Source organism: Haloglomus litoreum (assembly GCF_029338515.1).
In the GTDB taxonomy this organism is placed as follows: domain Archaea; phylum Halobacteriota; class Halobacteria; order Halobacteriales; family Haloarculaceae; genus Haloglomus; species Haloglomus litoreum.
Genome location: NZ_CP119988.1, coordinates 2,138,181 through 2,151,008, shown reverse-complemented (window position 1 = coordinate 2,151,008; position 12,828 = coordinate 2,138,181). Strand labels below are relative to the sequence as shown.

The following is a 12,828-nucleotide window of genomic DNA, read 5'->3' as shown; positions in this document are numbered from 1 at the left end:
GGCCCTCGTAACCCACGAATCAGGGCCGTTCGTCGGAAGGTTGACCCGGGCGGGGTGGGTGGCACCCGCCCCGCTCATCCGGAGGCCGTGCGCTCGCGAAGGTCGCTCAGTGCGGATGCGGCCCGGAGGTCGCGGAGCGTGCAGTACCAGGCGCCCCGGACGCCGGTGCCGTCGTTCGCCACCGGGTCCGAGAGCGGAACGAGGTCGTCGAGTTCGAACACGAGGACGGTCCGTTCCTCGGAGAACGGGGCGATGAGCGTCTCCCACCGCTCCGGGGTCATGTGCGTGGCACCGCCCCCGTGCGCTGCGGCCCGCGTCTCCTCGGTACGGCCCGTCACCCGAGCGTAGTGGGTGATGGCCGAGACGGGCGCGGTCCGGTAGAACGCCATCGCGTCGAACTCGCGGCGCGTCCGGTCGTACGAGCGCGGGGCCGGGTAGAGGCCCACCCTGCAGGCCTCGAAGGTGTCCGGTCGGGTAGCCACCACGCACACGCTCGTGTCCCCCGAGGCGTCGGCAGGTCCCCCGTCGGTGTCGGCGTCGCGGCCGGCGGTCACGGCATCCGGTAGGGTCCGGACGCTGAAAACCCCCCGTGTGACGCCGTCACGTCGCACACGGCGATCGAGTGGAAACCGCTATCCCTGGCCGTCGCTCCGTGCCGACAATGAGCTATCGCATCGGTCTTGTCGGCAAGCCCTCGGTGGGCAAGTCGACGTTCTTCAACGCCGCGACGATGAACGACGTGCCCGAGGGGGCCTACCCTTTCACGACCATCGACCCCAGCCTCGGCGAGGCGTACGTCGGGGTCGAGTGTGCCGCGCCGGAGTTCGACGAGGACTGCGAGCCGAGCGTCGGCGTCTGTCGCGACGGCCGGCGCTACGTCCCCGTCAAGCTCGTCGACGTTGCGGGGCTCGTGCCGGACGCCCACGAGGGGAAGGGGATGGGTAACCAGTTCCTGACGGACCTCAACGAGACGGACGTCCTGGTCCACGTCGTCGACTTCTCGGGCACGACGGACGCCGAGGGCGAACCGACGGAGGGCCACGACCCCCGCGAGGACATCGACTTCCTGGAGCGCGAGCTGGATATGTGGTACCTCGGCGTCCTGGAGAAGGGTATCGAGAAGGTCGCGAGCGCCTACGACCGGCCGACGCCCGACGACGAGGTCAAGCCCGCCCGCATCCTCGCCGAGCAGCTCTCGGCGTTCGGCATCACCGACGACGGCGTCAAGCGCGTCGTCCGGTCGCTGGACCTCGCGCTCGAACCGACCGAGTGGGGGACCGAAGAGCGCGAGGCCGTCGCCCGCGAGACCCGCAAGCGGACGAAGCCGATGGTCATCGCGGCCAACAAGATGGACACGCCCGAGGCGCGCGAGAACTACGCGGCCATCACCGACGACCCGGCGTACGACCACCTCACCATCGTCCCGACGAGCGCGCACGCGGAGAAGGCCCTCAAGAGGGCCGACGAGTCGGGTGCGGTGGAGTACCGTCCCGGCGACGACGAGTTCGACATCGTCGGCGATATCTCCGAGGACCAGCGCGCCGGCCTGGAGTCCATCCGCGAGTTCGTGGCCGAGTACGGCGGGACCGGCGTCCAGACGGCCCTCGAACGGGCATTGTTCGACGAACTCGGCCTGAAGGCCGTCTTCCCCGGTTCCGCGAGCGGCGACTGGTCGAAGGGGCCGTTCCGCGACTGCTTCCTCATGCCCGGTGACGCGACCGCCGAGGAGTTCGCCTACCACCTCCACTCGGACATCGGCGACGGCTTCCTCCACGGCATCGACTGCCGGTCGGATATGCAGGTCGGCGGCGACACGGACCTCGACCATCGCGCGGTGCTGGAGGTCGTGACGACGAACTGAGCGGAACCACGCGCCTGCCCGGGCGCAACCGTCCGCGGTTCCGTGGCCGTCGAGGGCGGAGTCGGAGTGTCGACGCTGCCAGCCGTGGCGATGATACCGGCCGTCGAGACGATGGACCATCAGTTCGGTCGGTGGATTAATGTCGGGTGGCGTCACCCGGTTCCACGTATGACGCGACTGCTGAAGACGTCGGGCTTCCTCGGCCTGGCGACGATGATGGGCGTGGGGCTGTACCAGAACTTCCTCATCATGCAGGGGGGACCGGCGAACGTGCCGCCATGGATGGTCGGCGGGCACGCTCACCTGGGCGTACTCTCCATCCTCGCCATCGTGATGGGGTTCGCGGTGCCGGCGCTGGGCGTCACCGGGCGGCTCCGGTCGGCCGTCTCGGGGCTGTTCGTGGTCGGACAGTGGGCGCTCCCGCTCACGGTCTGGACGGCCTCGGGGCTGGAGATCGGCCCGCTGCACGCCACGGCCTTCCTGTGGGGTGCCTGTCTGCTCGTCTCGATGCTCCTGATGGCGTACGTCGCCGCCACCAGCGAGAAGTCGAGCGGTGGCGGCCGGACCGCCGCCGCGCCCGCCGACGACTGACGCCGAACCGCACGGCTCACACCGTCACCACGACGGATCGATTGCGGATTCCGTGTGTCACGTGCCGACACTGGACCTCCGTGACCCTATCGGGGATCACGCCGTCGGAAAGTGTGAGACCCGACAGGGATGGTAGGATATCCATACCACCCACAGGGGCCGTCGAGAAACGTTCTAGAACCGTTCCGTGACCTCACGACGTTCGTCTCGTTTTAATATCTCATCCATCCCATATGCTGCTACACTTCGAGAGAGGCGGGCACCGACCTGCAGGCCGCTGCTGTCCGGTGGGCCACCCGAACGAAGAACGTGACATCCATGACGAACAACAACACAGAGACGACCCAGCTGTATCCCCTCACCCGCCGCGACATGATGCGGACCGCCGCCTTCGTCGCCGGGGCCGCGACCGTCGGTGGGGCCGCGACAACCATGTTCCCCACCGTCCGCGCGGACGAGCACACCGTAATCGAGACCTGTGGCGGTGACGTCGACATCGTCATCGCCCTCGACTACTCCGGGTCCATCCGGAACGCTGGCACCTGGCCGGACATCGAGAGTGGCGTGGACAGTTTCCTGGACGTCGTGCCCGAGGACATCCAGCTGGGACTCGTCACCTTCGGTGACGCCCCGGACGCGTTCCAGTACGGCCCGAACAACCTCCTCGACCTGGCGACCGCCGCCAACGTGACGGCCCTCAAGGCGGGCGTCCCCACGACGACCCCGCCGGGCGAGAACGCGACCCACATGCCGGGCGCACTGGCGTACGCCAACGCGATCCTCGAAGAGGAGGGCCGCGACGGGAAGGAGATCGTCGTCCTCATCACGGACGGTGGCCCGAACTACCAGAACGGCGTCGTCGGTGACGGCGTGACACCGCCGGCCGACGACACGACGGCGTTCCCGTACGGGACGTTCGAGTTCACGGGTGGCACGACCGGTGGCGAGAACGGTATCGCCGGCGAGCCCGGGGAGCTGACGGAGACCAGCGGCGTCGCAGACGACATCGACAGCGCCGGTCGGCGCATCATCGCGGTCGGCATCGGCGAGAACGTCGCCGGGTTCGACGACTACCTCCGCGACGAGATCGCGAGCACCCCCGACGACTTCGTCCCGGTCACCGACGCGGCCAACCTGGGGACCGAACTCGAGGCCCTCATCAGCGAGGTCTGCGAGCCCGAGTGTGAGGAGTGCGAGCTCGCCGGGATGGTCAAGTACGAGTACGAGGTCGAGTACGAGGACGACGAGGTCGTCTTCGACGGCTTCGTCCTCGACGGTGAGTACGACGGCGGAATCACCTACGTCAGCGACGAGGACAAGGACGGCTCGATGTACGACCCCATGTCCGCCACGTTCAACCTGGGCGACCTCTGCAGCGCCTGGGCCGTCGTGAAGGCGGGCCAGGAGTTCGCTGTCGTCGAGGTGACGGCCGACGGGAACGGCGACGTCACGGTCGACTACATCGCACCGTACGCGATCAGCTTCGTCGCGTTCTTCTGCACCCCGGAGGCGGCGCAGGCGTACGCGGAGAACTTCCCCTCCCGCGGCCGTGGAGGCGGCCGGCCCGACCGCGACGCTCGCACGGGTGAAACGCTGACCACCAGTGATTCCTCCGGAAGCGGCGGCAACAACGGCCGCGGCCACGCCTACGGGCGCGGCAAGGCGACCGGCAAGGGCAACGGGCTCGCACGCGGCCGGAACCGCTAAGACCCCTCGCCAAGCCGACGGGGGCTGACCCTCCGCGATTTTTCCGTACTCCCCATCCCACTCCCGGAGGCGCCCTGTCTCCATCGACCCACTACAGGTGGTAGCCGTCGGCACTCTCCATTCGTGGGATTCGCTCACTATGGCCACGACACTCATTACCTTCCGGCAACAATTGCAGGGTGTAATGGGAATCAGGGACATCGATCCGTCGGGGCTCCCGGGTGGGCCGTCGCTGGGCACGCTGATGGAGCTGGTCCCGCGACTGGTGAACGAGGACCCGCTCGTCGTGGGTCGGTACCTCCGTGACCAGTACGGGCACACGGTCCGCATCCCGCCGATCCATCCGGCGCTGGACTCGGACGTGTTCCTGCTGACACACCCGGACGACCTGCAGTACGTCCTCCAGACACATCCCCGCGACTTCGGTGCGCTGGACGTGCCCGGCTCCCGTGACTTCGGGCGCGTGGTCCGGAACAGCATCGTGAGCCTCCACGAGGACAGCGAGGAGGGATCGTGGTCCCGGCGGACCCGGCTCCTCAGCCCGGAGTTCACCGAACGCGCGGTCGCGAGGAAGGTCCCGGAGATCGTCGAGACCACGCTGGCCGCGATGGCCGAGTTCGAGGGGCCGGACGGCGGAACGTCGGCCGGCGATCCACGGACCGTGCCCGACGCCGTCCGCGTGTACGCACCCGGCCACGACGGTATCCGCCTGATGCCCGCGATGCAGCGCCTGACGCTCCGGCTGCTCGGTGTCTCGCTGTTCGGCCCGGATATCCGTGCTCACGAGACCGAGATCATCGAGGCGGTGGACGGGCTGCGTGACCTGTTCAAGCGCCGCCAGCTCCACATGGTCACGAGCCACGTCACCAGGCATCTGCCCGAGGAACTCCACCTCCCGGGCTGGCTGCAGGGGCCGCTGGGCGCCGACCCGTACGTGGAACTGACGGGCCGCCAGGAACGCCAGATCGAAGCCTACGTCGACCAGCTCGTCGGCGCCGCGGACGCCATCGTCGAGCGCCGGCAGCGCACGCCCCGCGCGTACGACGACGCGCTCGGGACGTGGCTGTGTCGGGCCGACCCCGTCGACGGTGCGGCGCTCGACCCCGCGACCCTCCGCCAGGAGGTGCTGGGGCTCCTCATCGCCGGCCACGCCACCGTCACCGCCGGCCTGACGTGGTCGTGCTACCTGCTGGCCGCCCGACCCGAGGTGCAACAGCGCATCCGCGAGGAGGCACGCGAGACGGAGTTACTTGCCCCGTTCAGCGAGGCGTACTGCTCTGTCGCGATGACCGAGTCCGAGCCGGACCCCGAGACCGGCCAGCGGTTCCTCGAGGGCCTGCCCTACACGCGGCGGGTCTGGCAGGAGGCCATCCGGCTCTACCCGCCCCTGCCCGTGTTCGGCCGGACGGTGACGGCCGATACCGAGGTCGGGGGCCAGCCCATCGCCGAGGGGTCGCACGTGCTCATCAGTCCCTACGTCACCCACCACGACCCGGAGTTCTGGGACGACCCCGACACGTTCGACCCCTCCCGGTTCGAGCCCGACGCCGTGGCCGACCGGCACGAGCTCGCCTACCTGCCGTTCTCGGTCGGTCGACACGCCTGTCTCGGCGAGTCCATCGCGACCACGGAGGCGACGGCCGTCCTCGCGGCCATCTGCGCGACCTACGACATCGAGTTCGCACGGCCCACCGGCGAGGACGACGAGTTCGACCCCCACGAGCCCCCGACCGTCGGCCTCGACTCCGCCATCAATCTCCAGCCCGACCGCGACATCCACGTCAGATTCACGCCCGCGAACCCGACATGAGAAGCGGTGTCGGGTGTGGGCCCATCCGTTCCGGATGGCGATTCAGGCCCGAACTTCGGTCTTCACCACGGTCGCCGGACGGGTCGTCAATCGAAGGACCCGGTCGGTGACGCTGCCGAGCAGCGCGCGGTACTCCTCCGGGCGGCGTTTCGTCCCGAGGACGATCAGGTCCGCGTCGGTATCGTCGGCGTACTCGACGATCCGCTCGGCGGGTCGACCGTGCTGCATCGCCTCGGCGACTTCGACCCCGGCAGCGTCCGCATCACGTCGGATGGCCGCGAGTGTCTCCTCCCCGAGCTCCTCGAGCCCGTGTTCCGGCCCTTCGGCCTCGTCGACGTACTCGTCGCCGCTGTACGCGGTCACGACGTCCTCGTCGACCACGTAGAGCACGTGCAGTACGGCATCGTGAGCCGCCGCGAGTTCGATGGCGTGCGATTCGGCCTCTGCAGAGGCACTCGTCCCGTCCGTCGAGAGCAGGATCCGATCGTACATCACTCACGGCTGCGAGAGGGAGCGCAATAAAGCCGGAGCCAGTTCCTCCGGTTCTGGGAACCAGAGGTACCGGGGTCGCCGTCTGTGAGCTCGCTCCACGGGAGAACGGGACCGCTCCACGCTCACCCGCTGTCCCTCCGGTGAGCCGCCGTGACCCACCTCCGGGCGCCCTCCCTACTGGCGGTCGCGGACCGCTTGCTCGGGTCCATCGAAGACGGGAGCGCCGGCGAAAGCGCGAGAAGGGAACTGGCCCTGATTCAGGGCCCGAGCTGCAGGACGGCGTCGGCGGCCTCGAAGGCGACGCCGGAGAAGACGCCGATGGCCGGGAGCAGCAGGACCGTCACGAGGGCCGCGATGACGACCGCCGCGTACAGGCCCGTCGGGTAGCCGCGTGTGTCGATCTGTTCGAGGTTGCCGTTGGGCTCCTCGATCCACATCGCCTTGACGACACGGGAGTAGTAGAACAGGCTGAGCGCGCTGTTGATGGCCGCGACGAGAGCGAGCCACCAGACACCCGCGCCGACCGCGCCGGCGAGCAGGTAGTACTTCGAGAGGAAGCCCCCGCCGATGGGGAGGCCCGCCAGCGAGAACATGAAGACGGTCATCGCGACGCAGGCGACCGGTGCCTTCGTCGCGAGGCCGTTGTAGTCCTCGAAGGTACGGCCGACGCCCCAGTACTCGACCATGGCCACGAACAGGAACGCACCCGTGTTCATGAAGCCGTAGACGAGGAGGTGGATCATGCCCGCGCCGAGGACGATCTCGCCGTTACCCGCGCCCGTCAGGGCCGCGAGGCCGATGAGCACGTAGCCGGCGTGCCCGACCGACGAGTAGGCCAGCATCCGCTTGACGTTCTCCTGCGTGGCGGCGGCGAAGTTGCCCAGCGTCATCGTCACGACCGCGAGCACCTGGAACAGGAGCACCCAGTCGATGGCCGGCGCGACCGCCTCGATGGGGAACGCGACCACGAAGACGCGGAAGGCGACCACGAACCCGGCCGCCTTCGACGCCGACGAGAGGAACGCACTGACGGGAGCGGGTGCGCCCTCGTAGGCCTCCGGCGCCCAGAAGTGGAACGGGACGGAGGCGGTCTTGAACGCGAAGCCGCCGGCGACCATCAGGACGCCGACGCCGAAGACGCCGCCGAGCCCCGACAGGGCACCGGCGCTCTGGAGTGCCGCGGCGACCTCCTCCAGCAGGAGGCTGCCGGTGACACCGTAGACCAGCGAGACGCCGTAGGCGAACACCGCCGAGGAGAGCGCCCCGACGAGGAAGTACTTCATCCCGGCCTCGACGCTGCCGCGGTCGTTCTTGAGGAACGCCACGAGCGCGTACGAGGGGAGCGACAGCAGCTCCAGCGAGACGAAGACCGTCGCCAGCGAGTTCGACGCCGCCATCAGGGCCATCCCGGTCGTCGCCAGCATGACCAGGATGTAGTACTCGGCCTGGTACTGGCGCCCCTCGAGGTAGTCCAGACTCGCGAGGCAGACCAGCGTGGCGACGCTGGTGAAGATGAACATGAAGAACAGCGCCATGGAGTCGACGACCAGCTGGCCGCCGTACAGGGCGGCTCCGCCGTCGGCGCCGACGCCGAGCAGCAGGAAGGCCCCGGAGACGATCATGGCGGTGACGGTCCCGACCGTCGCGGTACCGGCCAGGAGGCCGCTGTTGGACTCGTCCGGGTCGATGCTGTCGAGGACGAACAGGAGCAGGGCGAACACGGCCAGCACGAGCGCCGGCGTGAGCGCCGCCCAGTCCGGCGAGAGGGTCGTGGACTGTAGGGGCATCATGGGGAACCACCTCCGAGGCCGATGGCGGCTTCAGCCGTCGCGCCGTCGACCAGCGGCCCGACCGCGTCCGTGATCATCCGGAAGAACGTGTCGTTCGGGAAGGTCCCGAGCGCGATGATGACGACGATGAGGACGACCAGCGGCACGACGTCGTGCCGGGCCGCACGGGTGATCTCGTAGTCGCCGTCGAACTCGAACGGCCCGAACAGCGAGCGCTGCATCGCCCACAGCAGGTAGCCGGCGACGATGACGATGCCGAACATCGCCAGCCCGGTCATCACGGCCATGCCGTTGCCCGCGATGACGGTCGACTGGAACGCACCGACGAAGATGAAGAACTCCGCGGCGAAGCCGGCCATCAGCGGCAGGCCGGCGTAGGCGAACGCGCCGGCGACGAACGCGCCGACGGTGAGTGGCATCCGCTCGGCGAGTCCCTTCATGTCGCCGATCTCGCGCGTGTGCGAGATGTTGTAGATGACGCCGACGCAGGCGAACATCAGGCCCGAGATGAGGCCGTGGCTCACCATCTGGAACGTCGCACCACCGACGCCGTACGCGGTGTAGGCGACCAGGCCGAGGATGACGTAGCCCATCGACGAGACCGACGAGTACGCGACGATGCGCTTGAGGTCGGACTGCGCGAGCGCCAGCAGCGCCCCGTAGATGACGCTGATCACGGCGACCGCGGCGATGGGCACCGCGAGGTCGCGCGCAACCTCCGGGAGCATCGTGAAGTTGAACCGCAACATTGCGTACGTCCCCATCTTCAGCAGGACGCCCGCCAGCAGCACGGAGATGGGCGTCGGGGCCTCGACGTGGGCGTCCGGCAGCCACGTGTGGAACGGGACGATGGGCACCTTCACGCCGAAGCCGATGAACATCGCGACGAACGCGAGCAGTGCCAGCTGCTCGGGGCCGATGAGCCCACCGGCGAGCGACCCGAGTTCACCGGCCCGCAGCGCCTGCGCGATCTCCGGCAGCGCGAGCGAATCGATGCTGTTGCCCAGCCCGAACACCAGCCCGAAGAACCCGATGAACAGGACCAGGCTGGCGATGTTCGTGTAGACGAAGAACTTGATGGCGGCGTACTTCCGTCGGGCGCCGCCCCAGATGCCGACGAGGAAGTACATCGGGATGAGGACGGCCTCCCAGAAGACGAACCAGACGAAGAAGTCCAGCGCGCCGAAGACGCCGATGAGGCTGGCCTCCAGGAACAGGACCAGCCCGTAGAACTGGTTCTGGCGCTCGTCGATGGGCGTCCACGCCGACATGATGGCCAGCGTGGTCAGCAGCGTCGACAGGACCACCAGCGGCATCGAGATGCCGTCGAGACCCATGTACCACGTCAGGTCGTACGGGCCGAGGGTGATCCAGGTGAACTGCTCCTCGAAGGCGAGCGAGCCACCCAGCAGCGCGTTCCCGCTTGCGTCGAACTGCAGGTACATCAGCGCCGAGAGCGCGAGCGGCAGGAGCGACCAGCCGAACGCGAGCTTCCCGGCGTACTCGTCGGGTGCGAACAGCACGAGGACCGCGCCCAGCAGGCAGAGCCCGATGAGGGCCTCGATCATCATGCGAAGACACCTCCGAACCAGCCGCCAGCGATGCCGAACGCGACCAGCAGCACCACCAGTCCGAGCGTGATGAGGGCCGCGTAGTTGGAGACGATGCCCGTCTGGATGCGCCGCAGGAAGTGTCCGGAGACGAGACTCACGTCGGAGACGCGGTTGACCGCACCGTCGACGATGCCGTCGTCGAACCGCTTGGCGTTCTTCGCGACGGTCTCCTCCGTGAGGTCCTGCGCGAGCCAGACCTGGTACTCGTCCTGGTAGTAGTTGTTGTAGAGCAAGGTCTTGATGGAGCCGAGTTTCGCGGTGTGCTCCTCGGGGTCGGCGCCGCGGTAGAGCGCCAGGGCGACGCCCGCACCGGCGAGTGCCAGGCTCAGCGAGAGCACCGCCGAGACGAGCACCGAGACGAGCTCACCGCCAGCGAACGTCGCGTTGGCCGTGTAGCCCGCCACGTCGTGGAGCAGCGTCGCGTAGTACTCCCCGTTGAGCCCCTCCGGGCCGTGGTAGAGCCAGTCGTGGAGGAACTCGGGAACGGCGGGGACGGCCTTGTGGACCGGCACGAGGTTGATGACGCCGATGACCGCGGCGAGCACGCCGAGAACCGCCAGCGGCACCTTCACGTTCCAGCGCACCGGTTCTGGGTCCTCCGCGATATCCGAGCGCGGCTCCCCGTGGAACGTCAGCAGCACCATCCGGAAGGTGTAGAAGCCGGTGAAGAACACGGCCAGCAGGCCCATCGCGTAGGCGCCCAGCAGGAGCGGGCTCCCGCCGAGGCCGTGGACCAGCGTCTCGTACAGCACCTCGTCCTTCGACCAGAAGCCGGAGAACGGGACGATGCCGGCCAGCGCCAGCGAGCCCGAGAGGAACGCGTAGTAGGTCACGGGCATCTCCTCCTTCAGACCGCCCATGTCCCACATGTCCTCGTTGTGGTGCATCGCGATGATGACCGAGCCGGCGCCGAGGAACAGGAGCGCCTTGAAGAACGCGTGCGTGGTCAGGTGGAAGACGCCCGCGACGTAGCCACCGCCGCCCAGCGCGAGCATGATGTAGCCGTACTGGGAGATGGTGGAGTAGGCGAGCACCTGCTTGATCTCGTCCTTGACGACGCCCATCGTCGCGGCGAACAGCGCGGTGAAGCCGCCGACGAAGGCGATGATCGCGAGGACGGTCGGGAGCAGGGCGTAGAAGCCGTACATCCGCGCGACGAGGTAGACGCCCGCGGCGACCATCGTCGCGGCGTGGATGAGCGCGGAGACGGGCGTCGGGCCCTCCATCGCGTCCGGGAGCCACGTGTGGAACGGGAACTGGGCGGACTTGCCCATCACGCCGCCAAGCACGAGCAGGCCGAGGACGCCGAACCAGGCCTGCGGTGAGAGGCCGAAGAACGTGTTGACCGTCGCGTTGCCGGCGATGGCCGCCTCGGCCAGCCCGGGGAACGACTCCTCGATGCCGGGACCGCCGAACATCCCCGTGCCGAAGGTGGCGAAGATGCCGACGACGCCGATGAGGAAGAAGTAGTCACCGAAGCGGGTGACCAGGAACGCCTTCTTGGCCGCGCTCGGCGGCCCCGAGCGGCGGAACCAGAAGCCGATGAGCAGGTACGAGCAGAGGCCCACCAGCTCGAAGAACATGAACGCCATCAGGATGTTGTCCGAGAAGACGAAGGCGAGCATGCTCGCCGTGAACAGGCCCAGCTCGGCGTAGTAGCGGGGCAGGCCCGTCTCGCCCTCGTCGTTCATGTAGCCCAGCGAGAAGACGTGGACCAGGAACGCGATGGTCGATACGATGACCAGCATCAGCGTCGAGAGCTGGTCGAGCAGGATGCCGAAGGTCAGCTCGAACGGCACGCCCTCGCCGCCGACCCACGTGTACAGCTCCATGTGGTAGGCGTGGCCGCTCGCGACCTGCGCGAGCATGACCAGCGACAGCAGCAGCGACCCGGCGGTCGCCGCGATTCCGGCGAACGCCCCCTTCTTCGGCATCCGGTCGCCGAAGAACAGGGCGACCAGGAACGATACGAACGGCAGCACCGCGATGGCCGGCGCGAACGTGAATATTCCTCCTTCTGCAGCCATGTTACCACCTCAGGGTCGTCGCCTTCGTCACGTCCACGTCCGAGAAGTTGCGGTACAGGACCAGGATGATGCCGATGCCGACCGCCACCTCGGCGGCCGCCAGCGCCATCGTGAACAGGCTGAACACCTGCCCGGTCAGGTTCCCGTGGTAGAACGAGAACGCGACGAAGTTGATGTTCGCTGCGTTCAGCATCAGCTCGACGCTCATCAGGAACATCAGCGCGTTCCGACGCGTCAGGATGCCGAACAGGCCGATACAGAACACCGCCGCCGAGAGGACCATGTAGTACTCGACCGGGACCGCCATCACCGGTCACCCCCGTCCTCGTCGCGGCCGGTTCGCTCCTCGCCGCTCCCGTCCGTTCGGAGCGGGAGGACGCTGCCCTCGCCCTCGCGGCGGGCGAGCATGACAGCGGCGGCCAGGGCCGCCACCAGCACGAGGTCGATGATCTCGAACGTGACGAGGAACCCCTCGGAGGGGAACGCCCCGGCGTCGAGGTTGAACATCGCATAGCCGATGGCGGCGGTGATCGAACCCTCGCCGAAGCCGGCGGCGTCGCCGAACTCGGCCGTGAGGAAGACCGCGGCGAGGACGGCGAACAGCGCCAGCGACAGGACCCCGATGACCTGTCGGCTGTTCCGTTCCATCCGCGGGCGTGAGGTCATTGGCCGACCACCTCCGTGTCGGCCCCTTGCTCGCGGACCAGCATCACGGCGAACGTGATGAGGACCAGTACCCCACCGACGTACACCAGGATCTGCATCGCCGCGAGGAACTCGGCGCGCAGCATGACGAAGTGGACCGCGACGCTGACCAGCGCCACCCCGAGGAGGAGTGCCGCGTGCCAGATGTCGCGGACCAACACGACGCCCAGCGCGCTCCCCACGGTGACGAGGGCGAACAGCGCGAACGCCAGTGTCTCTGCTAGTGCCATTG

General features: G+C 68.2%; 12 protein-coding genes. 4 read left to right on the top strand and 8 right to left on the bottom strand.

Translation table 11 applies throughout. The annotated features are described in order from the left end of the window. Positions 1-74: 74 nt before the first annotated feature. The gene (locus P2T62_RS10670) at positions 75-554 is read right to left on the bottom strand and encodes a hypothetical protein (RefSeq protein WP_276261377.1); all 480 of its coding nucleotides are present in this window, start codon (positions 552-554) and stop codon (positions 75-77) included. 107 nt (positions 555-661) lie between these two features. Here P2T62_RS10670 and P2T62_RS10665 point away from each other — a divergent pair, with 107 nt between their 5' ends. From P2T62_RS10665 to P2T62_RS10650, 4 genes are all read left to right on the top strand, one after another. After that, on the top strand, positions 662-1,861 hold the full coding sequence (locus P2T62_RS10665; protein WP_276261376.1) for a redox-regulated ATPase YchF: 1,200 nt from the start codon (positions 662-664) through the stop codon (positions 1,859-1,861). A gap of 168 nt (positions 1,862-2,029) precedes the next feature. Beyond that, positions 2,030-2,452, top strand: a complete 423-nt coding sequence (locus tag P2T62_RS10660; RefSeq protein WP_276261375.1) for a DUF8059 family membrane protein — start codon at positions 2,030-2,032, stop codon at positions 2,450-2,452. A 318-nt stretch (positions 2,453-2,770) separates the two neighbouring features. Then, positions 2,771-4,159: a vWA domain-containing protein gene (locus P2T62_RS10655; protein ID WP_276261374.1), complete on the top strand. Its 1,389-nt coding sequence runs from the start codon at positions 2,771-2,773 to the stop codon at positions 4,157-4,159. Between the two features lie 184 nt (positions 4,160-4,343). Beyond that, positions 4,344-5,969 (top strand): cytochrome P450, encoded by a 1,626-nt coding sequence (locus P2T62_RS10650; protein WP_276261373.1) that lies wholly within the window; start codon positions 4,344-4,346, stop codon positions 5,967-5,969. A 42-nt stretch (positions 5,970-6,011) separates the two neighbouring features. Here P2T62_RS10650 and P2T62_RS10645 read toward each other — a convergent pair whose 3' ends face one another. The 7 genes from P2T62_RS10645 to P2T62_RS10615 all read right to left on the bottom strand — a co-directional run bounded on the left by P2T62_RS10645 (position 6,012) and on the right by P2T62_RS10615 (position 12,826). Next, entirely contained in the window at positions 6,012-6,461 is a 450-nt protein-coding gene (locus P2T62_RS10645; protein WP_276261372.1) for a universal stress protein, read from the bottom strand. A gap of 257 nt (positions 6,462-6,718) precedes the next feature. Continuing rightward, a complete protein-coding gene (locus tag P2T62_RS10640; protein WP_276261371.1) occupies positions 6,719-8,251 on the bottom strand; it encodes an NADH-quinone oxidoreductase subunit N in 1,533 nt (510 codons plus the stop codon). Continuing rightward, positions 8,248-9,822, bottom strand: a complete 1,575-nt coding sequence (locus P2T62_RS10635; protein WP_276261370.1) for a complex I subunit 4 family protein — start codon at positions 9,820-9,822, stop codon at positions 8,248-8,250. Before P2T62_RS10635 ends, P2T62_RS10640 begins: the two co-directional genes overlap by 4 nt. Further along, positions 9,819-11,891 carry an NADH-quinone oxidoreductase subunit L gene (gene nuoL / locus P2T62_RS10630; RefSeq protein ID WP_276261369.1) on the bottom strand — a complete coding sequence of 691 codons (2,073 nt, stop codon included), beginning with the start codon at positions 11,889-11,891 and terminating at the stop codon, positions 9,819-9,821. The genes P2T62_RS10635 and nuoL overlap by 4 nt, the downstream gene beginning before the upstream one ends. Position 11,892: 1 nt before the next feature. Next, positions 11,893-12,198 (bottom strand): NADH-quinone oxidoreductase subunit NuoK, encoded by a 306-nt coding sequence (nuoK, locus tag P2T62_RS10625; protein ID WP_276261368.1) that lies wholly within the window; start codon positions 12,196-12,198, stop codon positions 11,893-11,895. Continuing rightward, positions 12,198-12,557: an NADH-quinone oxidoreductase subunit J gene (locus P2T62_RS10620; protein ID WP_276261367.1), complete on the bottom strand. Its 360-nt coding sequence runs from the start codon at positions 12,555-12,557 to the stop codon at positions 12,198-12,200. Before P2T62_RS10620 ends, nuoK begins: the two co-directional genes overlap by 1 nt. Next, positions 12,554-12,826, bottom strand: coding sequence for an NADH-quinone oxidoreductase subunit J (locus P2T62_RS10615; RefSeq protein ID WP_254822187.1), 273 nt, complete (start codon positions 12,824-12,826; stop codon positions 12,554-12,556). Before P2T62_RS10615 ends, P2T62_RS10620 begins: the two co-directional genes overlap by 4 nt. Positions 12,827-12,828: the final 2 nt, after the last annotated feature.